Here is a 23,532-nt window from a genome sequence, read left to right as displayed (position 1 = left end):
TCTTAGAGCGCCTCGGCGCCCGAGATAATTTCGATCAGTTCGTTGGTAATCACGGCCTGACGCGAACGGTTGTATTCGATGGTGAGCTTGTCGATCATATCGCCTGCGTTGCGCGTTGCGTTGTCCATCGCACTCATCCGGGCACCTTGTTCGGACGCACCGTTTTCCAGCAACGCCGCAAAGATTTGCGTTGCCACGCCACGCGGCAGAAGATCGGCGAGAATTGCCTCTTCGTCCGGCTCGTAGTCATAGAGCATGTTGGCACCAGCATCGTCGCCTTCGGGCGCATCAAACGCCGCCGGGATGATCTGCTGCGCCGTTGGCGTCTGGCTTACGACGTTCACAAACTTGGCATAGAAGATCGTGGCAACATCGAACTCGGCCGCGTCAAAGCGGGCAAGCACGTCCCGTGCGATGCCTTGCGCATCGGCATACCCGATCCGTTTGACCTCGCTCAGGTCGATATGGCCGATGAAATGTGCACCAAAGTCACGCTTCATCGCATCACGGCCTTTTTTGCCAACGGTCAGGATCTTGACCGTCTTGCCCTTGCCGACCAGTTCGGTTGCCTTCTGCTTGGCCAGCTTCGCGATATTCGCGTTGAAGCCGCCACACAGACCACGTTCTGCCGTCAAAACGACAAGCAGGTGCACATCGTCTTTGCCGGTGCCGCTGAGCAGTTTCGGCGCACTTTCGCTGTCGCCAACGCTGGCCGCAAGCGCCCCCATCACGGCATTGAACCGTTCAGTGTAGGGACGTGCCATTTCGGCAGCATCCTGTGCCCGCCGCAGTTTCGCGGCGGCCACCATCTGCATGGCCTTGGTGATCTTGCGGGTCGATTTGACCGACGCGATCCGGTTTTTCAAATCCTTAAGATTTGGCATGGCCTCGTCTCCTTACGAGAAGTCGGCGGCGTATTCGTCGATTGCAGCCTTGAGCTTATCGGCGGCATCGCCCTTGATCTTCGGATCTTCGTTGGTGATCCAGTCGAGGATATCCGAACGCTTGTTGCGCATGTGGTTCAGCAGGCCCTTTTCGAAATCCTTGACGCGGCTCACCGGGTGCTTGTCGAGGAAGCCATTGGTCCCGGCGAAGATCATGCAGACGATTTCCGCGTTGGTCATCGGCGCGTACTGCGCTTGCTTCATCAGCTCGGTCAGGCGGGCACCGCGTGCCAGCAGCTGCTGGGTGGAGGCGTCAAGGTCAGAACCGAACTGCGCAAAAGCGGCCATTTCGCGATACTGCGCGAGGGACAGCTTCACCGGGCCTGCAACCGAGGACATCGCCTTGGTTTGCGCCGAGGAGCCCACACGAGACACCGACAGACCGGTGTTCACCGCCGGACGGATGCCCTGATAGAAAAGTTCGGTTTCGAGGAAGATCTGGCCGTCAGTGATCGAGATCACGTTGGTCGGAATAAACGCCGAAACGTCACCACCCTGGGTTTCGATAATCGGCAAAGCCGTCAGCGACCCGGAGCCATTGTCTTCGTTCAGTTTCGCAGACCGCTCAAGCAGACGCGAGTGGAGATAGAACACGTCACCCGGATACGCTTCGCGGCCCGGCGGGCGACGCAGCAGCAGGGACATCTGGCGGTAGGCCACGGCCTGCTTGGAGAGGTCGTCATAGATGATAAGCGCGTGACGGCCATTGTCGCGGAAGTGCTCGGCCATCGATGTCGCCGCATAGGGCGCAAGGAACTGCATAGGCGCGGGATCGGACGCAGTGGCCGCAACCACGATCGAGTATTCAATCGCGCCGCTTTCTTCGAGCTTCTTCACCAGCTGCGCCACAGTCGAACGCTTTTGGCCGATCGCAACGTAGATGCAATACAGCTTCTTGTACTCATCGTCGCCGGCTGCGTCGTTGTAGGATTTCTGGTTCAGGATCGCGTCCAGAGCAACGGCGGTTTTGCCGGTCTGACGGTCGCCGATGATAAGTTCACGTTGGCCACGGCCAATCGGGATCATCGAGTCGACGGCCTTGAGGCCGGTTGCCATCGGCTCGTGAACCGATTTGCGCGGAATGATGCCCGGTGCTTTCACGTCAGCGACAGACCGCTTGGACGTTTTGATCGGACCCTTGCCGTCGATCGGGTTGCCCAGACCATCAACAACGCGGCCCAGCAGTTCGTCGCCCACCGGCACGTCCACGATGGCTTTGGTGCGTTTGACAGTGTCACCTTCTTTGATGTCCCGGTCGGACCCGAAGATAACAATACCGACATTGTCAGCTTCGAGGTTGAGCGCCATGCCCCGGATACCACCGGGGAATTCGACCATCTCACCCGCTTGGATGTTATCGAGGCCATAGACACGCGCGATACCGTCACCAACGGAAAGGACGCGGCCCACCTCGGCGACTTCGGCGTCCTGCCCGAAGTTCTTGATCTGGTCCTTAAGGATCGCAGAAATCTCGGCTGCTTGGATACCCATTTATCCGACCTCTTTCATAGCATTTTGCAGGGAGTTGAGCTTGGTGCGGACCGACGAGTCGATCATCATTGAGCCCACTTTAACGACAAGACCGCCGATGAGGGATTCATCAACGGTCGCATTGATCTTGATGTCCTTGCCGATCTTGTCTTTCAACGTCTTGGCAAGGTCTTTTGTTTGCGCAGCTGTCAGCTTGATCGCGGATGCGACATCGGCCGTCACTTCGCCTTTTTCTTCGGCGATCAGGTCACGCAGCCGCGTGATCATCTGGGGCACCACAAACAGGCGGCGCTTGGATGCCATGAGCGACAACACGTTCTGCATTGTTGGCGTCAAGCCCATCTTGGCCGAGATCGCAGCGATTGCGCCCGACTGCTGGTCCCGGCTGTAAACCGGGGAGTGAATCAAATCTACCAGATCAGGACTGCCAGCAAGCGCGGCCGACAGATCGTCGAGGTTGGATTCAAGCTTGGCGAGCTCTTTACCCTCTTTGGCAAGGTCAAAGACCGCCATGGCATAGCGATCCGCGATGCCAGAGGAAATGGATGCTGGTTCAGACACGTCCACCCTTCCGCTATTCTGTCTCCGATCCCCCGAAAGCCGGTGGTCAGAGACGTGTTCAGTTTGGCAAATGCCGCAAGGCATAGAAATCAGCGCGGATGTAGCAGAGGCGTTCCAAGCCCGCAACACGCCAAGGTGATTTTCGAAACGCACCCATCCGCCTTGTTTACAAGGAGTTAAGCCAAAGTGCGACCTAATGCGCGCAAGAAAAATTCATCTTTTCCTAGTGTAACGGTCATGTTTGCCGATTCCTGTTAGCGCGAACGTCGCCTGCAGCCGTTTCAACAGGCTCATGTCGCTGCGCGCAACAATCGCGCTTTACCCCGTTTGCTGGGGTCTCAGTGCCGGATTTTCGGGCGCGACACGCGCCCGTGCCGGCTTGGGCGATGGGGATGGTACCAAATTGCCAAGCGGGTTCAGCACCCGGCTTTCCGATTTCGTGCCGCGCGGTGTTGGGTTGGTCTTGGTCACTTCGACCATCAAAACGCCCCCCGCCACCAAGGCCGATACGCTGCGCCCCATCTGCTCCCAAAACCGTCCCGTCTTCATCCAGAAGCGCCGGGTTGAGGGAGGCTGGTAGAGAACCGCTTTGTGCCGTTGCGGTGCAAAGTTATGCGCCTTGAGCTGCGCCTCGAGCTGTCCCATCGAATAGGGACGGCCATAACCGAATGGTGTCGCATCCGACCGCGCCCAAAGCCCGGAGCGGTTGGGCACGATAAAAAGCGCCTTGCCGCCCGGACCAAGAACCCGCCAACATTCCTCGAGAAGCGCTGTTGGCCGTTCCGAGGTTTCCAACCCGTGCATCAGGATCAACTTGTCAAAGCGGCCATTCTCAATGGGCCACAGCGTTTCTTCGCACAGGACCGAGACATTGGGCATTCCGGCAGGCCACGGCATGACGCCCTGCTGGGCAGGCATCAACCCGATGACCCGGCGGGCCTCTGGAAGATATGGGCGCAAAAGAGGAACGGCGAATCCAAACCCGCCGATGGACTGGCGATTGGCTTCGGGCCAGAATGACAGCACTTGATCCCGCACCACGCGTTGCGCCACACGCCCAATCGCACTTCGGTAATAGAAGCTGTGCAAGCGTTGCACGTCGAGATGCATTTGGGCCTCCGGTCTGTTTGGCCTAGATTAAGACAAGTGTAACCACCACGGGAAGAAACGCCATGCCTCTTGAACTTGTCACCCTGCCAGCGTTGTCGGACAATTATGCCTACTTGCTCCATGACACCGCCAGCGGCGACACTGCCTGCATCGACGCGCCCGAAGCCGCGCCAATTCTGGCAGAATTGGCGAAACGTGGCTGGTCGCTGACCGATATCTGGCTGACCCATCATCACCACGATCACACCGGCGGCGTTGACGATCTTCTTGACCATTACGACGCCAAGGTCACCGGGGCTGCCGCAGACCGCCACCGCCTGCCATCGCTAAACCGCGAAGTGTCCGAAGGCGATGCGTTTAAATTCGGCGGCGAGATTGTCGAAATTCTGGATGTGTCCGGTCACACCGACGGGCATATCGCCTTTGTCCTTCCTGAATCTCGATACGCCTTCACCGCTGATAGCCTGATGGCGCTGGGGTGCGGGCGGTTGTTCGAAGGCACCGCTGCACAGATGTGGGAAAGCCTGCAAAAGCTGGCGGCCCTGGACCCAGAAACTCTGATTTGTTCAGGCCATGAATACACGCACACCAATGCGCAGTTTGCGATCACCATCGATCCTGACAATCAGGACTTGAAAGACCGGATAGACCGCATAGGTTCACTTCGTGATCAAAACAAACCAACGGTTCCTAGCAAACTGTCTGACGAAGTGGCGACCAATCCGTTCCTGCGCGCCACTGATCCCGAAATCCGGGCCCATCTCAATATGATCGGCGCAGAGCCTGTTGAAGTTTTTGCCGAAATCCGCGCTCGCAAGGATCGCTTCTGAGGCAATTTCACAAGAACTTGTGTGCAATCGGACGATAGTACCGTGTCAAGATGCAGAAAAAACTTGAAGGTTGGGCGGTAACAACCAAACTTTAATATTAAGATGACAGGTGTGTCGTACCCTGCGACGCAACGCAAAAAAGAAGGAGCACTCAACCGTGCCTTCATTTTCGAATACCCTTGAGCAGGCAATTCACTCGGCTTTGGCGCTGGCCAATTCGAGGTCGCACGAATTCGCAACGCTGGAGCACCTGCTGCTGGCGCTTGTCGACGAACCTGATGCGGTTCGTGTGATGAAAGCGTGTTCAGTCGACACCGAAGAGCTTCGGACAACGCTGGTCGATTACATCGACGACGATCTGTCGAACCTTGTGACCGACATCGAAGGATCCGAAGCGGTCCCGACGGCGGCGTTCCAGCGCGTGATCCAGCGCGCCGCGATCCATGTCCAAAGCTCTGGCCGGTCCGAAGTGACCGGGGCCAATGTGCTGGTCGCCATCTTTGCCGAGCGCGAAAGCAACGCGGCTTACTTCCTCCAAGATCAGGATATGACGCGATACGACGCAGTCAACTTCATCGCGCATGGCGTGGCCAAGAACCCGGCTTACGGCGAAAGCCGTCCGGTAACCGGCGCCACCGACAACGAAGAAGAGCCGCAGGCACAGGAACCGCAGGGCGAACAAAAAGAATCGGCTCTGGCCAAGTATTGCGTCGATCTGAACGCCAAATCGCGTGAAGGCGACATTGATCCGCTGATCGGTCGCGATTCCGAGGTGGAACGCTGCATTCAGGTGCTTTGCCGCCGCCGCAAGAACAACCCGCTTTTGGTGGGCGATCCCGGCGTGGGCAAAACGGCAATTGCCGAAGGTCTGGCGCGCAAGATTGTATCGGGTGAAACACCCGAGGTGCTGTCAAAAACCACCATCTATTCGCTTGACATGGGCGCATTGCTGGCCGGCACCCGCTATCGCGGTGATTTTGAGGAACGGCTCAAGGCCGTGATGACAGAGCTTGAAGACCATGACGATGCGGTCCTGTTCATCGACGAGATCCACACCGTGATCGGTGCCGGGGCCACGTCCGGCGGGGCGATGGATGCGTCCAACCTGCTGAAGCCCGCGCTTCAGGGTGGTAAACTGCGTTGCATGGGGTCGACGACCTACAAGGAATTCCGTCAGCATTTTGAAAAGGACCGCGCGCTGTCGCGCCGGTTCCAGAAAATCGACGTGAACGAACCGTCTGTCGAAGACACGATCAAGATCCTCAAGGGCATCAAGCCCTATTTCGAGGAACATCACGGCGTCAAATACACCGCCGAAGCGATCAAATCAGCCGTGGAGCTGTCGGCCCGGTACATCAATGACCGCAAGCTGCCAGACAAGGCCATCGACGTGATCGACGAAGCTGGTGCGGCGCAACATTTGGTTGCTGAATCCAAACGACGCAAGACGTTGGGCGCGAAGGAGATCGAAGCGGTTGTCGCCAAGATTGCCCGCATCCCTCCCAAGAACGTGTCCAAGGACGATGCAGAGGTTCTCAAGGATCTCGAAGCGTCGCTCAAACGCGTTGTCTTTGGCCAGGATGCCGCCATCGACGCGCTGTCCTCGGCGATCAAACTGGCGCGTGCCGGTCTGCGCGAACCCGAAAAGCCAATCGGAAACTACCTGTTTGCAGGTCCGACCGGCGTCGGCAAAACCGAAGTGGCCAAACAGCTGGCAGATACGCTGGGTGTCGAACTGCTGCGCTTTGATATGTCCGAATACATGGAGAAACACGCGGTCAGCCGTCTGATCGGCGCGCCTCCGGGATATGTCGGGTTCGATCAGGGCGGTCAGTTGACCGATGGCGTCGACCAGCATCCGCATTGCGTGCTCTTGCTGGACGAGATCGAAAAGGCCCACCCGGATGTCTACAACATCCTGTTGCAGGTGATGGATCACGGATCGCTGACCGACCACAACGGGCGCACGGTCAGTTTCCGCAACGTGATCCTGATCATGACGTCCAACGCAGGGGCCACCGAACAGGCGAAATCGGCGATCGGCTTTGGCCGCGACCGCCGCGAGGGTGAAGACACGGCTGCCATCGAACGCACCTTCACGCCGGAATTCCGCAACCGTCTGGACGCGGTCATTTCGTTTGCGCCGCTGCCGAAATCAGTGATCCTGCAAGTGGTCGAAAAGTTCGTGCTTCAGCTTGAGGCGCAGCTGATGGATCGCAACGTGACGATCGAATTGACCCAGCCAGCCGCAGAATGGCTTGCCGACAAGGGCTATGATGACAAGATGGGCGCGCGGCCCTTGGGCCGCGTCATTCAGGAAGACATCAAGAAGCCACTCGCCGAGGAACTTCTGTTCGGCAAGCTCGCCAAGGGTGGGGTGGTCAAGGTGTCGGTCAAAGATGGCAAGCTTGTGCTGGAGACGGCTGGCCCGGACAATCCGCGCCTGTCGAGCAAAAAGCCCCCTCTTCTGACGGCCGAGTGATCCGGCGTCTTATTGCACTGCTCATCGCGTCCGCCACACCTGTTGTGGCGGACGTTTCCTTTCTGGGGATGCCGCTGGATTGCGTTTTGGGTGAAACCTGCGTGATCGAAGACTACCCGGACGTCGACCCGACCAGCGCCTCGTCGGATTACCATTGCGGCCCGAAATCCCGCGATGGGCACAGCGGTACAGATTTCGCGCTTCTGAGCTTTGACCAGATGGATCAGGGCGTGCGTGTGATGGCTGCCGCAGATGGCCGCGTTCAGGCCATTCGCAACACCCGCCCCGATCAGCCCTATATCCCCGGCACAGACTTGAACGGTCAGGAATGCGGCAACGCGGTGCGGATTGATCACGGCAACGGGTATCAGTCGGTGTATTGCCACATGAAGCTGGGATCTGTCCGCGTCACCCCCGGCCAACGCGTGCTGCAAGGGCAGGTTTTGGGCGAGGTTGGTCTGAGCGGTCTGACCAATTATCCGCACCTGCATCTGACCATCACGCGGGGCACCGACATCGTCGATCCCTTTGCGCAGGAACAGGACAACGCCTGTAGCACCCCGCTGCGTACATTGTGGAGCGATACGCCGGTTTATACCGATGCCGGGCTGTTCACGGCCGGTGTGTCCGACAGCGTGCCAGACCTGGCGGCGGTGCAATCCGGAGAAGCCCGGCGCAGCACTCTGTCACCAGAAGATGCAATGGTACTCTACACACACGCGTTTCACGGCAACATCCATGACCGGATCGAGATGACGATGATCGGACCAGACAGCGAGGTGTTTGACCACACAGCGTGGCTTGAAAAAGATCAGGATGAACTGATGCGCGCTTACGGGAAACGCGCGCCTGACGCGGGATGGCCAAAGGGCACGTATCGCGGCTATGTCAGATTGGTCCGGGGCGATGTAATTGTTGCCGTGCGCCATGCTGATGTGGTCGTCGACTAGGCGTTACTGTTCGGTCAGTTTCAATTCGATCCGCCGGTTTTGTGCCCGTGCATCAGGCGTATCGGCGGTGTTGACTGGTTGATATTCGCCAAACCCGTTGGCCGACAGGCGGCTTGGCGGGATACCAAGCTCTTCGATCATGTAGCGCACCACTGACAGCGCGCGGGCCTGCGACAATTCCCAATTGTCGGCAAATTCGCCCAGCCCGGACAGCGGCAGATTGTCCGTATGCCCGTCCACGCGGATGATCCAGTTGATGCCTTCGGGGATGTCCTGAGACACGTCCCGCAGGATGGCCGCGACATTCGCAATCTGATCAGTTCCCGCTGGGGACAGACCCGCAGCACCAGGCGGGAAAAGGACTTCGGACGAAAAGACAAAGCGGTCGCCCTCGATGCGCACACCGTCACGGTCACCCAGCACCTCGCGCAGACGGCCAAAGAATTCGGATCGGTATTGTTCCAAGTTCTGGTTTTCTGCAGCCAATCGCAGCTTTTCGGCTTCAAGCCGCGCGCGTTCCGCCTCTTCCAATTGCCGGCGGCGGCGTTCCTCGGCCGCCACGCGGGCCAGCGCTGTGTTCAATTCGCTGCCAAGACTTTCCAACTGGATTTGCGCCGCAACATCTTGCGCTTGTGCCTCATCCAAAAGCGCCTGCAACGATGACAATTGACGCCGCAATGCGCCGACCTGCTGGTTGAGCACTTCGGTCTGGCGCTGCGCCTCGGTCGCGCGTTGCGATTCCGCATCAAGACGGTCGCGCGCCTGTTCCAGCAAAAGCTGGCGTTGCTCTGCGACGGACAAGCGATCTTCAAGCGCGGTTTCAGCAGCGATCTTGGCGGCCAATGCTGCGGCCAGTTGGTCGCGGGTATCGTCCAGATTGACTTCTGTTGCCGTCTGACGTGCGACGGCCGCCGCCAATTGTTCTTCCAGGGTCTGTTCTGTTGAAGACCGCGTCGCGGCGTCTGCTTGCGCCTCGGCGAGGGCCTGACGCAACGCATCCAAGGTCGCTTGCGTGTCATCCGCAGCCTGCTCAGACGCCGTAAGATCGGCCGACAACGCTGCGTTTTGGGCACGCATATCCGCAAGCCGCGCCTCAAGGGCTTCAGCTTCGGACACGCGCAGCAAGGCCTGTGCCAATTGCGCTTCGAGCGATGACAGCGTCGTCTGATCCGCCGTTGCCGCGTCAAGATCAGATTGCAGCCCTGCGATCCGATCAGCCTGCGCATCAAGCCGTGCTTGCAAGGCGGCGGCGGTTTCCTCGCCCTCAAGCAAGGCGGCAGCCAGACGTGCGTTCAGATCGCCTTCGGCAGAGCGCGCAGCCGCCAAAAGGGTCAGCGTGTCTTCGGCCCGTGCACGCTGTTCCTCCAGCGCCAGGGTCATGGCGGTCAGTTCTGCATCCGCGTTTTCCAACCGGGCGCGCAACGCCTCTGCCGCTGCGGCCTCGGCCAGTTTTGCCGCCTCTTCCTCGGTCAAGGCGGTTTCCAACGTCTCGACCTGCGCAGACAAGGCAACGACCTGTTCGGACGCCTTGGCGTTCTCGGAGCGCAGGTCTGCGACCAATGTCTCAAGCGCGTCTCTGCGGGCGGCGGCCAATCGCGCCGCTTCGACCTGTCCATCAATCTCGCTGCGCGCGGTGGCGAGCGCGAGGTTCAACGCCTCTTGTTCGGTCAACAACGCGTCGCGCGTCGCGGTCAGGTCAACCACTTGGCCCAAGGCCGTGTCACGTTCCGACAAAAGTCCAGCAACCTGTTCTTCGAATGATGCAATTCGAACATCCGCCGCCTCAAGCGCCGCCGCTTGCCGGTCGCGCGTGGCGGACAGCGATGCGATGATCGCCTCTTGTTCTGTCAGTCGCGCCTGCGTGGTGTCCAGCGTCGCGTTCAGCGTGCCCAACTGGTTGGTCAGCGACGTTGTGCGCTGGCGTTCGACCCCCAAGGCGCGGGCCAGTTCCTCGATCTCGGAGGACAGGGTGTTCAGTTCGTTTTCCTGCCCGCTGATCGTGTCGCGCAGCACTGCCTGCACCACCATAAAGATCGTCAGCACGAACATCAGGACCAGCAACAGTCCCGTCATGGCATCAACAAAGCCCGGCCAGATCGAGGCCTGAAACCGGGATCCGGTGCGCCGCGACAAGGCCATGGCTTAACCCTCGCCCTTGTCGGTCTTGCGTCCTGTATTGCGCGCCAGCCGGTCAAGGGCGCGGGAAATGGCGTTCAAATCCGTGCGCAGTTCGGCCATGGTTTCCTGACGACCGGCTGCCACCTCTTCGAGAATGCGCAACATCTGCACGTCGATGGACCGAAGCCGCATGCGGCTTTCGGCATCCAGACCTTCATTGTTGGATTTATGGGTCAACACGTCAATGAGCCGGTCCTGACCATCAGCAATCCGGGCAAAAGCCGTGGCACTGGGGGCTGTGGCCTCCATGCGTTCGGTCATGCGTTCAAGAGTGTCGCTGAGTTGGCCCAACCGGTTTTCCACCTCAGAGCGGCCTTCTTCGGACTGGGCGAACAGCGTTTGCATCGCCTCCATCTGTTCGACCATCTGGTCGAGAATGACACCTGCGGTGCCCATATCGCCCCCGCTCTCGGCTTCTCCACTGGAGAACCCAAGTTTGGTGATAGAGCTGAGCCATTCTTCCAATTCGCGGTAAAATCGGTTTTGGCCATGACCCGCGAACAGCTCAAGCAGGCCAACAACCAATGATCCCGCCAAGCCCAGCAAGGACGACGCAAACGCCACCCCCATGCCGGACAATTGCGTGTCGAGCCCGCTCATCAAGCGCGCGAACACTTCGGTTCCCGTCTCACCATCCTCGGGGGCAAGACCCCGGATTGTGTCGACCAGCGCGGGTACGGTGGTTGCAAGCCCGTAAAACGTGCCCAACAGACCAAGGAAAATCAGAAGGTTGACGATATAGCGCGTGATCTCGCGGGCCTCGTCGATCCGGGTGGCCACGGAATCAAGAATAGACCGGGTCGAGGCCGTATTGATCTGCATCCGCTTGCCACGCGACCGCAACAGCGTGGCCATCGGCGCCAGCAACAGTGGTGGTTTCGCCTCGAACCCGCGTTCACGGTCCTGCGCGAAATGTTCGATCCAGCGTACTGATTGGATCAATTGCCAAACCTGCCAGAAACAAGCCAGCACCCCGATCACGAACACAAAGCCGATAAATCCGTTCAGATAGGGATTGGCCTGAAACACGGGCAACACCCGTGGCAGCGCCAGAAAGCCACCAAACCCTGTGAGCCCCAGAACAAGGAGCATCATCAGCACCTGTCGGACAGGCTGGGAAAAATGTGGCTCGGCCTCGATGTCCGGCTGATACATTCGGACAATTCCTGATGCGTTTCTTATTCTTCGAAGCCGACTTTAGGCGCATCTACGCCAATCGCCAAGCTGTTAAGCGATCAACATACGAACGCGCGCGCACAGCCAGTCCAATTCGGCGTCCGGGATGCCCAATTGCGCAAGATGTGCCGCCGTATTGAACAAGTATTCGCTGTTTGGGCCACGCCCACCCACGGCGGTGGCGATGATCTGGGCCTGTTCCTCAAGACCGAGCGATCCGCAATATTGGACGTGATCGGGATCAATCACGTAAGTGACCGCCATGTCTTTGCGGCCATCCGCAAATATCACTGGGACCACTTTTTCCAGATAGGCCGACGACACCAGTTCGCGGTCCCGCAGGTAGGCCATCGTCGCGTCGTATTCGGCCTCGTGCATCTGCATGGCCAGCCCGTCACAGGCGGCTTGCGGGTGTTCATCAAGCGCCAGAACAAGACCCGGATTGGCGTCAGTGCCGCGATGGTGGATCGAGCGCATGCAAAAGCTGCGCGCATAGCCATCCAGCCTTGCGCGTACAGACTGCACCGGCGCAAAGCCCGGGTTCCACAAAAGCGATCCGTATCCGAAGACCCATAGCGTCATGATGCTGGCCCTGCCTTTCTGCGCGCGGTAAACACCAAACGCACGATAGGTAAAAGGGGGTGCGCGGGTGAAACGTCTACTTGCGGCAATGATCGTGGCCACGCTGACCTATAGCGGATGGTGGATCTATGCGTCCCGCGCCATTCAGACCGATATGGCGGGTTGGTTCGAGGCCCAGCGCACTAAGGGCTGGGAGGCCAACTATACCGACATGACCGTGCGGGGCTTCCCAAATCGGACGGATTTGACGCTGACAGACCCGGTGCTGATGTCGCCAGATGGATCGGTCGGCTGGCACGCACCTTTCTTTCAGGTCCTCGCACTCAGTTACAAGCGCAATCATGTGATCGTCGCGTGGCCCGACACACAAAGCCTGACAACGCCCGAGGGCGAGATTGCCATCACCTCGGATGGTCTCCGCGCCAGCGTCGTGCGCGACGGGCAAGACATCCTGCGAACAAGCATCGAAGCGCCGGTTTTCAACCTGACCAGCCCCAATATGGCGCTGGCACTGGCCGACGCGAATATTGCGGTTGAGAAAATCGCCAACACTGTCGCCAGCTACAGGCTGGCCCTGTCTGTGGGCAATGTCGCAACATCCATGCCAAGCAGCACCGCCGGGATCGGTCCAGAGGCGTTTGCGTCAATCCGGGCCGAGATGGCGCTTGATTTTGATCAGCCACTTCGCCTTGACGCGCTCACTGGCACGCCACCGCAACCCACCAAGATCGACATTCAACGATCCGAAATCACCTTTGGCGCGGTGACGTTCCGCATCACCTTGGCCGCCACGCTGGATGCCCAAGGCCTGCCTACGGGCGAAATGTCCGTCAGTGCCGAAAACTGGCGCGATGCCACCAACGATGCAAGGATCAATGGCGACTTGCCTCCTGCGCTCACAGACGGATTGATCAACCTGTTGTCGCTGCTTTCCACGTTCAACGGCACCCGCGACAGCCTTGATGTCACACTGGGCCTTGATCGTGGCACGCTGCTTTTCGGGCCTGTGACCGTTGGCAAAATCCCCCCGATCCACTGGCGCTAAGCCTTGCCAAGGTCCCTGTCCCCCGGCAACACTTCGCGTCAAAGCGAGGTGACACATGCCTGATAGGCTCTTTCAACGGATTGATGATGCGCGCGAAGACCTGATCGCACTGACACAAGAGCTGGTCGCCATTCCGACGTTGAACCCGCCGGGTGAAAACTATGCCGCGATTTGCGATATGCTGGATGCGCGGCTGACCAAGTCCGGTTTCACCACAACCTGGGTTCGGGCCGAAGGCGCACCGGGCGACAGCGATCGGTATCCGCGTTGGAACCTGATCGCGCGGCACGAAGGCCCCCGCCCCGGCCCATGCGTGCATTTCAATTCGCACACTGATGTGGTCGAAGTGGGGCACGGCTGGACCCGCGATCCGTTCAACGCCCCCGTGGAAGGCGACAGGATTTACGGCCGGGGGGCCTGTGACATGAAAGGCGGTCTGGCTGCGTCGATCGTTGCCGCCGAAGCCTTTGTCGCAGAGCACCCCGACTACGCAGGCGTGATCGAGATCAGTGGCACCGCAGACGAGGAATCGGGCGGTTACGGCGGGGTGGCCTATCTTGCCGAACAGGGCTGGTTCGCGCCCGAGCGTGTGCAACATGTCATCATCCCGGAACCGCTCAACAAGGACCGCATCTGTCTGGGCCATCGCGGCGGCTGGTGGGCCGAGATCGAAACCAAGGGCGAGATTGCCCACGGCTCCATGCCATTTCTGGGCGATTGCGCAGTTCGCCACATGGGCGCAGTCCTGCACGCGTTCGAGGAAACGCTTTTCCCCGCGATGGCGTCTCGCTGGACCGATATGCCCGTGGTCCCCGAAGGCGCGCGGCAATCGACGATGAACATCAACTCGGTCCATGGTGGCCAGTCTGAACAGCCCACCGACTATACCGGCCTGCCCGCCCATTGCGTACCCGACAGCTGCCGCATCGTGATCGACCGGCGTTTTTTGATGGAAGAACCAATTGAAGAGGTCCGGCAAGAGGTAATCGACCTGCTTGACGACCTCAAAGCACGGCGCGCCAATTTCGACTACGAGATCCGCGAAATCAATCGCGTGATTCCGTCAATGACAGATAAGTTCGCCCCGATCGTCACCACCGTGCACGACGCCATCCGCGATGTGCTGGGCCAGGACCCGACCTATGTCGCGTCACCGGGCAGCTATGATCAGAAACACATCGACCGGATCGGCAAACTGAAAAACTGCATTGCCTATGGGCCGGGAGTGCTCGAACTGGCGCATAAACCGGATGAGTGGATCAGCATCACAGATATGCTCGACAGCGCCAAGGTCATGGGGCGCGCGCTGGAAACCCTGCTCCTGCCCTGATCTTCCTGTTGTTCCCGACCCGCCCCGACTGTGCCTGCACACAGTCAAAAGCAGAGGCTTGATCACAACGTGTTTTGGCGTGACACTTGCCACAACAACTGGAGGGACATCATGACCACACACTTCCTGCGCGGGGCCGCTCTGGCCACGCTTCTGGCAACACCCGCGCTGGCGCAGCAGACCGACTTGACCGTCGCGCTTCAACTGGAACCGCCGCATCTTGACCCGACCAGCGCCGCAGCCGGGGCAATCGATTCAGTGCTCTATTCAAACGTATTCGAAGGGCTGACGCGGTTCATGTCGGACGGATCAGTGGTCGCGGGTCTTGCGACCAGCTGGCAGATCAGCGACGACGGCACCACCTACACGTTCACCCTGCGTGACGGTGTGACCTTCCATGATGGCACCACGATGGATGCAGAGGATGTCAAATTCACCCTTGACCGCGCCCGCGCCGAAGACAACGTCAACGCTCAAAAAGCCCTTTTCGAAGGTATCGCAGAGGTCACGGTTGTCGACCCAATGACGGTCGAAGTACGGCTTTCCGCTCCGAACGGCAACCTGCTGTTCAATCTCGCCTGGGGCGATGCGGTGATCGTGGCGCCCGAAAGCATCGAAGCGATCAAACAAACCCCCATCGGCACCGGCCCCTTCACCTTTACACAATGGGTTCAAGGTGATCGGATCGAACTGGCCCGCAACCCCAATTATTGGGGCGAGGCCCCGGCGTTGGACGCTGCGACGTTCAAGTTCATCTCGGACCCGACAGCGGCTTTTGCGGCCATGATGGCGCAGGACATTGACGCTTTCGTTGGTTTCCCTGCCCCGGAAAACCTGCCGCAATTTGAGGCTGATCCGCGCTTTCAGGTCCTTGTCGGATCGACCGAAGGCGAAACCATCCTCGCCATGAACAACAAGCTGCCGCCGTTCGACAACATCAAGGTCCGTGAAGCAGTGTCTCATGCCATTGACCGCCAGTCGATCATCGACGGCGCCATGTTCGGCCTTGGCACCCCGATCGGGACACATTTTGCGCCCCACAATCCCGACTATGTCGATCTGACCGCGAAATCCAATTATGACCCGGAAAAAGCGAAGGCGTTGCTGGCCGAAGCCGGGTTTGCAGATGGGTTCACCACAACGCTCAAACTGCCGCCTCCGTCCTATGCACGGCGCGGTGGGGAGATCATCGCATCGCAACTGCGCGCCGTGGGCATCCAGACCGAGATCACCAACCTTGAATGGGCGCAATGGCTCGAAGAGGTGTTTCGCGGAAAGGATTTCGGCATGACCATTGTCAGCCATACCGAACCGTTTGATATCGGGATTTATGCCCGCCCCGATTACTATTTTCAGTACGACAATCCCGCGTTTCAGGACCTCATGACAACGCTGGGCACCACGAGCGATCCCGCCACGCGATCCGAGATGTTGGGACAGGCACAACAGATAATCGCCGATGACTACGTGAACGGGTATCTGTTCCAATTGGCCTTTCCAACAGTGGCCGATGCCCGGATCGAAGGGCTTTGGCAGAACGCGCCGACGCAGGCGACCGACCTGACCGGTGTGCGCTGGACTCAGTAAGCGGACGAAAAGCAAAGCGGCACGGGTAGACAAATCCACGTCTATGCGTGCCGCGTTAACTCAATATAGACGACTGAATGTAAGAAACTTCGTACGAAGTTTCTTGGGCCTGCCCATAAAATTCTAGGAGTGCGCAGGTCGTTTCAACACCAGAAAACCCCATAAGACCAGATTGCCAAGACCTTAAGTCCAATCTAGGCTCCTCTCATGGCAATCCCTGTTGAAACCTTTTTCCTCAAGCCAGACACCACGGGCACACTGCAATCACGGATTCAGCAGATGGTCGCCGAAGGCATCCTGTCTGGTCGGTTCAGGCGTGGTGAAAAACTGCCCTCAAGCCGCAAACTCGCGCATCATTTGGGCGTCAGCCGCATCACCGTCACGCTGGCCTATACCGAATTGTTGGCCAATGATTACCTGATGTCGAAAGGGCGGTCCGGCTACTATGTGTCCGACGATGCGCCCGAACCACCACAGTTTACCGACAGCCCGCATCGTGAAGATTCCGTCGACTGGTCCCGCGCGCTGGGACAAAAATTCACCGGTGGCGCAACCCCGGTAAAACCGCAGGATTGGGCACAGTACCGTTATCCGTTTCTCTACGGCCAGACAGATCCGCAACTTTTCGATCATGCCAATTGGCGGCTTTGCGCAATGCAGGCTCTTGGCGCGCGGGATTTCGCGGCGCTGACTCGCGATTACTACGATCAGGACGATCCGCAACTGGTCGAATTTATCCTGCGTCACACCTTGCCGCGGCGTGGGATCACCGCCACCCCGGACGAGGTGCTGATCACTATGGGCGCACAAAACGCGCTTTGGATGACGACTCAGGTCTTGCTCACGCAGCGCCGTCGCGCGGTGATCGAAAATCCCTGCTATCCGGCACTGCGCGACATCCTCACCCAATCGCGCTGCCATCTCAGCGCGGTGGATGTGGACGAAGACGGCCTGCCGCCAGAGGATATTCCAGAAAACAGCGATGTCATCTTCACCACGCCAAGTCATCAATGCCCGACCTCCTACACCATGCCCTTGGGGCGGCGGCAGGCGTTGCTGGACAGGGCACGCGCGCTGGATGCATTGATCGTTGAGGATGATTACGAATTCGAAATGGCCTATCTCAAGCCGCCGATGCCCGCGCTCAAAAGCCTCGACCGGGATGGGCGGGTGATTTATGTGGGCAGCTTTTCCAAATCGCTCTTTCCCGGTTTAAGGCTGGGATATCTTGTCGGATCGGCCCCGTTTATTCGTGAGGCGCGCGCATTGCGGGCGTCGATCCTGCGCCATCCACCGGGACTGACCCAACGCACCACCGCCTATTTTCTGAGCCTTGGGCATTACGACAGCCTGATCCGCCGCACCGGAAAGGCGCTGACGGATCGGCGGCAGATCATGGAGCATGCAATCGGCAAACACGGGCTGACCGTCGCGGGCAAAGGCAGCTATGGCGGATCAAGCTTCTGGATGCGCGCACCCGATCATGTCGATAGCGAAGACCTTGCCAAACGGCTAAGCGCGGCCAGCGTGTTGATCGAACCGGGCACGGCATTCTTTGCCGGGGATGCCCCACCCCGAAATTACTACCGCCTCGCCTACAGCTCTATCGCGCAGGCGCGCATTGATCCCGGCGTGGCCGAAATCGCCAAAGCCATCGACGCCACCCCCCTCACATAGAGGCAGCGACGCGGAAGCCTTCGGGAATGACATCCACCCCGTCCAGCACAAGATCGGCCATCACATGCGCCACCTTTGGCGCCATGCCGAAGCCAATCTTGAATCCGCCATTGGCGATGAAATGCCCGTTCCGGTTTGGCCAGGCCCCCAGCATTGGCGCACGCGACCGTGCCCGGGGCCGCACCCCGGCCCAACGGTCCACAACAGGCGCATCCGCCAGCATCGGCATCGCCGAAATCGCGCGGGAAATCAGGTCGTCGCATTGGTCGTCAAGACCGTCCGGCGCGTCGAATTCACGTTCGCTGGTTGATCCAATGGCAACCGTGCCATTCGCGTGCGGGATGATGTGCAAACCATCGACAAACACCTGTGGCACCGGACCCGCGTCATAGGCGAGCGCCGCAGATTGCCCCTTGATCCCGGCACCAACCGCCTTTCCCATCTGGTCCGACAGGTCAAGCAATCCACGCCAACCCGTCGCCCAGATCACGGCACCCCGGTCGGGCGCATCCGGCACAACTGTGATACCGCGCACAGCCAACGCCGCCACCAACGCGGCGCAGGCCTGACGCGGGTGCATCCGCCCGGTCAGAGTGTCATGGATCAGGAATCCAGACGGCGACACCGGCGCAAAGGCTCCGGCGGCATCAACCGAGACCACCTCCCAAGTCGCGCGCCCCTGCCAAAGCGCACGGGCTCCCTCGGTCCGGTCCCGCGCCAACCCGAGCGCATGACCGTCGGCAATCGGTTGCAACCGCCCTGTCCGACCATAGCCCGGATCACCACCGCCTGTTTCCTGCACCTCAGACCAAAACGCATCCGTCATCAAAAGGCTGTCGAGCTGAAACGCCTTCTTGTCATTCCAGTTCTCAGGCACATGCGGCGCAAGCGCACCGACCAATCCACCGCTAGACCCGGACGCCGGACCATAGGGATCGACCACCTGCACCCGCACGCCACGGCCGCTCAGTACCCAAGCGATGCTGAGGCCAAAGATACCGGCCCCGCGTATGGTAATCTCTGGAGCGAATTCGGGCATTGCCAATCCTCTGTGTCGTCGCCAAGGTCGCTCTGTCGCTAAGGTAAGTCACCATGGAACTCCAGACGGAACCGCTCGACTGGCGCGACGGGGATGTTCCTGTCTCCCGCCGGTTTGACGACCCCTATTTTTCGCTCGACAATGGGCTTGCTGAAACCCGCCATGTGTTTCTGACGGGTAATGATCTACCTGCGCGCTTCACCGACGGGTTTCATATTGCCGAATTGGGCTTTGGCACCGGGTTGAATCTATTGGCCACGCTTCAGATATGGCGGGCAAGCGGGCAGACCGGGACTCTGCATTTCACCAGCTTTGAGGCCTTCCCAATGCAGCCTGCCGACATGATCCGCGCGCAACAGGCGTTTCCCGAGCTGGCACTCATAGCCAACGAACTGGCGCCGTTCTGGGTCGAGAACGCGCGCAACATCACCTTGCACGACTTAACATTCACGATGATCGAAGGTGATGCGCGCGACACGCTCAAGACCATGACACACACCGCCGACGCGTGGTTTCTGGACGGGTTTTCCCCCGCCAAGAACCCCGAACTTTGGGGCCCTGACCTGCTGAACCTCGTAGCCCGGAACACCGCGCCAGACGGGACCGCCGCCACGTATACCGCTGCCGGGCATGTCCGCCGGAGCTTGGACGCCGCAGGGCTGATCACAACGCGCGTTCCGGGATTCGGGCGCAAACGACACATGACCATCGCCCAGAAAGCCGCCTGACATGACCGAAACCAACAACCGCCTTGGTATCTGGATCATGGTGGCGACGACCTTCGTCTTCGCAATGCAAGACGGGCTGTCGCAACATCTGGCCAGCGAATACAACGTTTTGATGGTAGTGATGATCCGCTACTGGTTCTTTGCCGCCTTCGTCATGTTCGTGGCCAGCCGCCGTGCAGGTGGCCTGCGCGCGGCAGCCGCAACAACCCAACCATGGCTGCAAGGCTTTCGCGGTCTGCTTCTGGCAGCCGAGATCTGCGTGATGGTGCTGGGTTTCACCTATCTGGGACTGGTGGAAAGTCATGCGATCTTTGCGTGCTATCCGCTGCTGATCGCGGCCCTGTCCGGGCCAATCCTGGGAGAGCAGGTCGGCTGGCGGCGCTGGACGGCGATTGGCGTAGGCTTCATCGGTATTCTGATTATTCTGCAACCGGGCTTCGGCGTCTTTACACCGCTTGCAATCATTCCTGCGGTATCGGCATTGATGTTTGCGCTCTATGGTCTGCTGACACGATACGCGGCCCGCAAAGACAGCGCAGCCACCAGCTTTTTCTGGACGGGTACGGTGGGCGCGGTGTTCATGACCACGATCGGCATCTGGTTCTGGGAACCGATGACAGCGCGCGACTGGGCGTTGATGGCGACCCTTTGTGTCACGGGCGCGTTCGGACATTATTTGCTGATCAAATGCTACGACATGGCCGAAGCCAGCGCGGTTCAGCCCTTTGCCTACCTGCAACTGCCTTTTGCTGCGAGCATTGGACTTCTCATCTTCGGGGAAGCCATCCGCCCCAATGTGGTTTTTGGCGCCAGCCTGATCGTTGGCGCGGGGTTATTCACCCTTTGGCGTCAGCGGCAAAAGGGTTGATCCACGCAATTCTTGCGAAAACGGCACCGGGTGCGGATCACGCCCCAGGCGCGCGCGATAGATGGGGAGGCTTTCGGTAACGCGCATCACGTAATTCCGGGTTTCGGTGAACGGGATATGTTCGATCCAGTCGATCATATCCATCCCGCCTGCCCTTGGATCACCGCGCTCTTCCATCCAGCGGATCGGACGACTTGGCCCGGCATTGTAGCCCGCTGCGATCATGACTGCGTTGCCATCAAATTGCCGCGCCAAGCTTTCCAGATACCGCGCGCCCAGCACCGCATTATAGACCGGGTCGGACAAGAGCCTGGGTTCGGAATATTCCAGATCCAGCCACCCCGCGACCTCTTGGGCGGTGGCAGGCATGACCTGCATTAATCCGCGTGCCCCTACCGGAGACACCACGCCGGGGTCAAATTCCGACTCGCGCCGGGCAATCGCCAGAACAAGCTCTGTTGGCACCGGATGGGCGACCTCGGCCAGCGGGTGCAACGCATAGTAAGGCGCATGCACCTCGTGCCCGAATTGCGCCGCGCGCTTGCCCAGCATCACCTGCACATGCGGCAATCCCAAATCGTCAAGCATTTGCCCCATCTGCCCGATCTGGGTCCGGTCAAGCGATTCCGCGAGATGGGTCAGGAACCGTTCGGACAGCACCTTCTCCTCGGCATCCAGCAAAAGGATCGCCGCCGTGAACACCGAAGACTGCGTGTAAGGCGCTTCGCGCCAGTCCGGGAACACTTCGTTGCCTGCCAAAAGCGGATCAGGTGGCAGACCTCCGGCTTCGGCTGCCAAAAGACCGTAGAACCCGGTCTGATACTGCGCGCCAAAGGCATAGGCCGCGGCCGCCTCTGCTGTGTCGCCCGCCGCAGCATGCGCACGGCCGAGCCAATACCCGGCACGACCAAGGGAAATCGGCGTCTCGACCCCTCCGCGCAAGGCCCGGAAATGGCCGATGGCCCGCTCTGGCGCGTTCAAAAACCGCAGGGACACATATCCCGAAAGCCATTCCAGATCGGCAAAAGATGACCCCTCGGTCAGATGATGACTGGAGGCCACCTCATAGGCCGTTTGATATTGCCCCGCCCGCATCAAACGACGGACAAGATCATCCCGCTGCCGGGCCCAGATGTCGGGCCGTCCCAACGTGTCGCGGGATTTCGACCGGGCCAGAAGCAACTCAACCGCGTCTTCCGTGCGCCCCTTGCGCATCCGCCAGTTGAACCGCTCGAACGCCAGTCCAGCATCCGCGCTCAGTGCTGCCGGGATCGCATCAATCAGGGTATCCACCCCGGCGGCGTCCACGCGCAGAGCCAGCCGCGCTTCGGCCAGCGCGCGCCAGCCGTCATCAACAAGGGGCAACATGGCGCGCGCATTGCTGATCCGGCCTTCCCAGAGCATCGTGTCCAACCGCCGAGTCAGCTGCGAAGCAAGCAAATCTGCATGCGCCGACAGGAACGCCGCCTGTTCTTCGGCTGTGAGGGTCAAACTTTGCCAAGCGCGCAAGATCACTGCCTCTGCCGCTGGACGGTCATCCGCCGTCAGCAAAGCCCGCGCGAGCGACAGTGCCCCTGCCCCAGTTTCAGGCACATGGTCTGCATAGAACGCCCGGATTACGTCTGCCGGGGCACCCGCCATCGCGCCTTCACTCTTTTCCCGCAGGAACGGCAGGCCCGGCCAATCTGGATTGCGGGACAGGAAATCCTGCACTTCGCGCGGAGTCCCAAGTCCCTCGCGCAGGGAATGCCACAGGATCACATCCAACGCCGCCTGCCCGTCAGCCCGCGCCTCGATCTGGGCGGCAGCCCAATTGCCTGCGCGCATCAGGTCCATCGCGCGCTCAAGCGGACGGGCAGAGTTCTGGGCCAAAACGGCCAAAGGTATGGCAAGCAAAGCCACGGTCAGGATCGCAACGCGCCGAAACATGACTTGCATTTTCCCCACTGAAACAGGATAGACGGCTCGCTATAGGATAACCCGCCGCCCGCGACCTTCAACTCACATTCGCGGGACAGGCGCAACGGCAGCTTTGCCATCAACGATAAGGAGCGTGACAATGTTCAAAGGGTCAATGCCTGCACTGGTCACACCGTTCAAAAACGGTGCAGTGGATTTTGACACGCTCAAACGTCTGGTCGACTGGCATGTCGATCAGGGCAGTCACGGTCTCGTTCCGGTGGGCACAACTGGCGAAAGCCCGACGCTGAGCCATACCGAACACGAAGAAGTTGTCACCTTCGTGGTCAAAGCCGCCGCGGGCCGTATCCCGGTCATTGCTGGTGCCGGGTCGAACAACACCGACGAAGCGATCCGCTTTTTGCAGCACGCCGAGAAAGCGGGCGCGCAGGCCGGTCTTGTGGTGACGCCCTATTACAACAAGCCGACACAGGACGGGCTGATCCGACATTTCACCATGCTGCACGATTCCTGTGATCTCCCGATCATCATCTACAACATCCCCGGTCGTTCGGTCGTGGACATGCTGCCAAAAACGATGGGCGAACTTGCAAAGCTGCCGCGCATCATCGGGGTGAAAGACGCCACTGGCGATCTGGCCCGCGTCTGTGCGCAACGGATAAGCTGCGGCAAGGATTTTGTGCAGCTGTCGGGTGAAGACGCCACCGCGCACGGGTTTAACGCCCAAGGTGGTGTTGGCTGCATCTCGGTCACGGCCAACGTCGCACCGGCGCTGTGCTCACAGATGCAAGAGGCGACATTGGCGGGGGATTATATCACTGCGCTTGAGCTTCAAGATCGTTTGATGCCACTTCATCACAGCATCTTCGTGGAACCAGGGCTGTGTGGCGCCAAATACGCGATGAGCCGTCTGGGCCTGTGTGACGAGGAAATGCGCGCGCCGCTGTTCCCGGTATCACAACCGACGCGTGACCTGATCGACAACGGTCTGCGTCATGCTGGACTGCTGAATTAAGCAGGATCAAACTCTGCAA

General features: G+C 59.6%; 19 protein-coding genes. 10 read left to right on the top strand and 9 right to left on the bottom strand.

Going from position 1 to position 23,532, the window contains the following annotated elements; all coding sequences use genetic code 11:
- Window positions 1-2: 2 nt before the first annotated feature.
- The 4 genes from ACSHXH_RS03775 to ACSHXH_RS03760 form a co-directional block, all read right to left on the bottom strand.
- Window positions 3-884: a F0F1 ATP synthase subunit gamma gene (locus ACSHXH_RS03775; RefSeq protein WP_435670431.1), complete on the bottom strand. Its 882-nt coding sequence runs from the start codon at window positions 882-884 to the stop codon at window positions 3-5.
- 12 nt (window positions 885-896) lie between these two features.
- On the bottom strand, window positions 897-2,435 hold the full coding sequence (atpA, locus tag ACSHXH_RS03770; protein ID WP_435670430.1) for a F0F1 ATP synthase subunit alpha: 1,539 nt from the start codon (window positions 2,433-2,435) through the stop codon (window positions 897-899).
- Entirely contained in the window at window positions 2,436-2,996 is a 561-nt protein-coding gene (locus ACSHXH_RS03765; protein ID WP_435670429.1) for a F0F1 ATP synthase subunit delta, read from the bottom strand.
- Window positions 2,997-3,314: 318 nt separating this feature from the next.
- Window positions 3,315-4,106 (bottom strand): class I SAM-dependent methyltransferase, encoded by a 792-nt coding sequence (locus ACSHXH_RS03760; RefSeq protein WP_435670428.1) that lies wholly within the window; start codon window positions 4,104-4,106, stop codon window positions 3,315-3,317.
- Between the two features lie 62 nt (window positions 4,107-4,168).
- Here ACSHXH_RS03760 and gloB point away from each other — a divergent pair, with 62 nt between their 5' ends.
- From gloB to ACSHXH_RS03745, 3 genes are all read left to right on the top strand, one after another.
- Window positions 4,169-4,936, top strand: a complete 768-nt coding sequence (gene gloB, locus ACSHXH_RS03755; protein WP_435670427.1) for a hydroxyacylglutathione hydrolase — start codon at window positions 4,169-4,171, stop codon at window positions 4,934-4,936.
- 157 nt (window positions 4,937-5,093) lie between these two features.
- Window positions 5,094-7,418, top strand: a complete 2,325-nt coding sequence (clpA, locus tag ACSHXH_RS03750) for an ATP-dependent Clp protease ATP-binding subunit ClpA (RefSeq protein ID WP_435670426.1) — start codon at window positions 5,094-5,096, stop codon at window positions 7,416-7,418.
- Window positions 7,415-8,368: a M23 family metallopeptidase gene (locus tag ACSHXH_RS03745; RefSeq protein WP_435670425.1), complete on the top strand. Its 954-nt coding sequence runs from the start codon at window positions 7,415-7,417 to the stop codon at window positions 8,366-8,368. Before clpA ends, ACSHXH_RS03745 begins: the two co-directional genes overlap by 4 nt.
- A gap of 3 nt (window positions 8,369-8,371) precedes the next feature.
- Here the strand turns inward: ACSHXH_RS03745 and ACSHXH_RS03740 are convergent, their stop codons facing one another.
- The 3 genes from ACSHXH_RS03740 to ACSHXH_RS03730 all read right to left on the bottom strand — a co-directional run bounded on the left by ACSHXH_RS03740 (window position 8,372) and on the right by ACSHXH_RS03730 (window position 12,304).
- Complete coding sequence (locus tag ACSHXH_RS03740) at window positions 8,372-10,507, bottom strand: peptidoglycan -binding protein (RefSeq protein ID WP_435670424.1); 2,136 nt, start codon at window positions 10,505-10,507, stop codon at window positions 8,372-8,374.
- A gap of 3 nt (window positions 10,508-10,510) precedes the next feature.
- On the bottom strand, window positions 10,511-11,701 hold the full coding sequence (locus ACSHXH_RS03735) for a biopolymer transporter ExbB (RefSeq protein WP_435670423.1): 1,191 nt from the start codon (window positions 11,699-11,701) through the stop codon (window positions 10,511-10,513).
- A gap of 72 nt (window positions 11,702-11,773) precedes the next feature.
- The gene (locus tag ACSHXH_RS03730; protein WP_435670422.1) at window positions 11,774-12,304 is read right to left on the bottom strand and encodes a gamma-glutamylcyclotransferase; all 531 of its coding nucleotides are present in this window, start codon (window positions 12,302-12,304) and stop codon (window positions 11,774-11,776) included.
- 67 nt (window positions 12,305-12,371) lie between these two features.
- On the opposite strand from ACSHXH_RS03730, the gene ACSHXH_RS03725 reads away from it, so the two are divergent.
- The 4 genes from ACSHXH_RS03725 (at window position 12,372) to ACSHXH_RS03710 (ending at window position 17,943) form a co-directional block, all read left to right on the top strand.
- The gene (locus ACSHXH_RS03725; RefSeq protein ID WP_435670421.1) at window positions 12,372-13,349 is read left to right on the top strand and encodes a DUF2125 domain-containing protein; all 978 of its coding nucleotides are present in this window, start codon (window positions 12,372-12,374) and stop codon (window positions 13,347-13,349) included.
- Between the two features lie 55 nt (window positions 13,350-13,404).
- On the top strand, window positions 13,405-14,679 hold the full coding sequence (locus ACSHXH_RS03720; protein WP_435670420.1) for an acetylornithine deacetylase/succinyl-diaminopimelate desuccinylase family protein: 1,275 nt from the start codon (window positions 13,405-13,407) through the stop codon (window positions 14,677-14,679).
- A 111-nt stretch (window positions 14,680-14,790) separates the two neighbouring features.
- Window positions 14,791-16,266 carry an ABC transporter substrate-binding protein gene (locus tag ACSHXH_RS03715; protein ID WP_435670419.1) on the top strand — a complete coding sequence of 492 codons (1,476 nt, stop codon included), beginning with the start codon at window positions 14,791-14,793 and terminating at the stop codon, window positions 16,264-16,266.
- Window positions 16,267-16,473: 207 nt separating this feature from the next.
- On the top strand, window positions 16,474-17,943 hold the full coding sequence (locus ACSHXH_RS03710) for a PLP-dependent aminotransferase family protein (protein WP_435670418.1): 1,470 nt from the start codon (window positions 16,474-16,476) through the stop codon (window positions 17,941-17,943).
- Here ACSHXH_RS03710 and ACSHXH_RS03705 read toward each other — a convergent pair.
- Window positions 17,936-18,982, bottom strand: a complete 1,047-nt coding sequence (locus ACSHXH_RS03705; protein ID WP_435670417.1) for an NAD(P)/FAD-dependent oxidoreductase — start codon at window positions 18,980-18,982, stop codon at window positions 17,936-17,938. The genes ACSHXH_RS03710 and ACSHXH_RS03705 overlap by 8 nt on opposite strands.
- Window positions 18,983-19,035: 53 nt before the next feature.
- On the opposite strand from ACSHXH_RS03705, the gene mnmD reads away from it, so the two are divergent.
- Window positions 19,036-19,710, top strand: coding sequence for a tRNA (5-methylaminomethyl-2-thiouridine)(34)-methyltransferase MnmD (gene mnmD / locus ACSHXH_RS03700; RefSeq protein WP_435670416.1), 675 nt, complete (start codon window positions 19,036-19,038; stop codon window positions 19,708-19,710).
- A gap of 1 nt (window position 19,711) precedes the next feature.
- Window positions 19,712-20,578 (top strand): DMT family transporter, encoded by an 867-nt coding sequence (locus ACSHXH_RS03695; protein ID WP_435670415.1) that lies wholly within the window; start codon window positions 19,712-19,714, stop codon window positions 20,576-20,578.
- On the opposite strand, the gene ACSHXH_RS03690 is transcribed toward ACSHXH_RS03695, so the two are convergent.
- Complete coding sequence (locus ACSHXH_RS03690) at window positions 20,543-22,507, bottom strand: lytic transglycosylase domain-containing protein (protein WP_435670414.1); 1,965 nt, start codon at window positions 22,505-22,507, stop codon at window positions 20,543-20,545. The two genes, ACSHXH_RS03695 and ACSHXH_RS03690, sit on opposite strands and share 36 nt — an antisense overlap.
- 130 nt (window positions 22,508-22,637) lie before the next feature.
- Between ACSHXH_RS03690 and dapA the strand changes: the two genes are divergently transcribed.
- Window positions 22,638-23,513 carry a 4-hydroxy-tetrahydrodipicolinate synthase gene (gene dapA / locus ACSHXH_RS03685; RefSeq protein ID WP_435670413.1) on the top strand — a complete coding sequence of 292 codons (876 nt, stop codon included), beginning with the start codon at window positions 22,638-22,640 and terminating at the stop codon, window positions 23,511-23,513.
- The last annotated feature ends 19 nt before the right edge of the window (window positions 23,514-23,532 follow it).

Source organism: Marivita sp., from assembly GCF_051251565.1.
Lineage (GTDB): Bacteria > Pseudomonadota > Alphaproteobacteria > Rhodobacterales > Rhodobacteraceae > Marivita.
The sequence above is the reverse complement of the archived record's forward strand: the minus strand, read 5'-3'. Positions and strand labels throughout refer to the sequence as shown.

Coding starts and splice junctions, on each gene's coding strand:
- ACSHXH_RS03740 (WP_435670424.1), bottom strand. CDS start 10,507: ATGGCCTTGTCGCGGCGCACCGGATCCCGGTTTCAGGCCTCGATCTGG.
- ACSHXH_RS03690 (WP_435670414.1), bottom strand. CDS start 22,507: ATGTTTCGGCGCGTTGCGATCCTGACCGTGGCTTTGCTTGCCATACCT.
- ACSHXH_RS03695 (WP_435670415.1), top strand. CDS start 19,712: ATGACCGAAACCAACAACCGCCTTGGTATCTGGATCATGGTGGCGACG.
- ACSHXH_RS03735 (WP_435670423.1), bottom strand. CDS start 11,701: ATGTATCAGCCGGACATCGAGGCCGAGCCACATTTTTCCCAGCCTGTC.
- ACSHXH_RS03715 (WP_435670419.1), top strand. CDS start 14,791: ATGACCACACACTTCCTGCGCGGGGCCGCTCTGGCCACGCTTCTGGCA.
- mnmD (WP_435670416.1), top strand. CDS start 19,036: ATGGAACTCCAGACGGAACCGCTCGACTGGCGCGACGGGGATGTTCCT.
- ACSHXH_RS03730 (WP_435670422.1), bottom strand. CDS start 12,304: ATGACGCTATGGGTCTTCGGATACGGATCGCTTTTGTGGAACCCGGGC.
- gloB (WP_435670427.1), top strand. CDS start 4,169: ATGCCTCTTGAACTTGTCACCCTGCCAGCGTTGTCGGACAATTATGCC.
- ACSHXH_RS03775 (WP_435670431.1), bottom strand. CDS start 884: ATGCCAAATCTTAAGGATTTGAAAAACCGGATCGCGTCGGTCAAATCG.
- dapA (WP_435670413.1), top strand. CDS start 22,638: ATGTTCAAAGGGTCAATGCCTGCACTGGTCACACCGTTCAAAAACGGT.
- ACSHXH_RS03705 (WP_435670417.1), bottom strand. CDS start 18,982: ATGCCCGAATTCGCTCCAGAGATTACCATACGCGGGGCCGGTATCTTT.
- ACSHXH_RS03720 (WP_435670420.1), top strand. CDS start 13,405: ATGCCTGATAGGCTCTTTCAACGGATTGATGATGCGCGCGAAGACCTG.
- ACSHXH_RS03760 (WP_435670428.1), bottom strand. CDS start 4,106: ATGCATCTCGACGTGCAACGCTTGCACAGCTTCTATTACCGAAGTGCG.
- ACSHXH_RS03710 (WP_435670418.1), top strand. CDS start 16,474: ATGGCAATCCCTGTTGAAACCTTTTTCCTCAAGCCAGACACCACGGGC.
- atpA (WP_435670430.1), bottom strand. CDS start 2,435: ATGGGTATCCAAGCAGCCGAGATTTCTGCGATCCTTAAGGACCAGATC.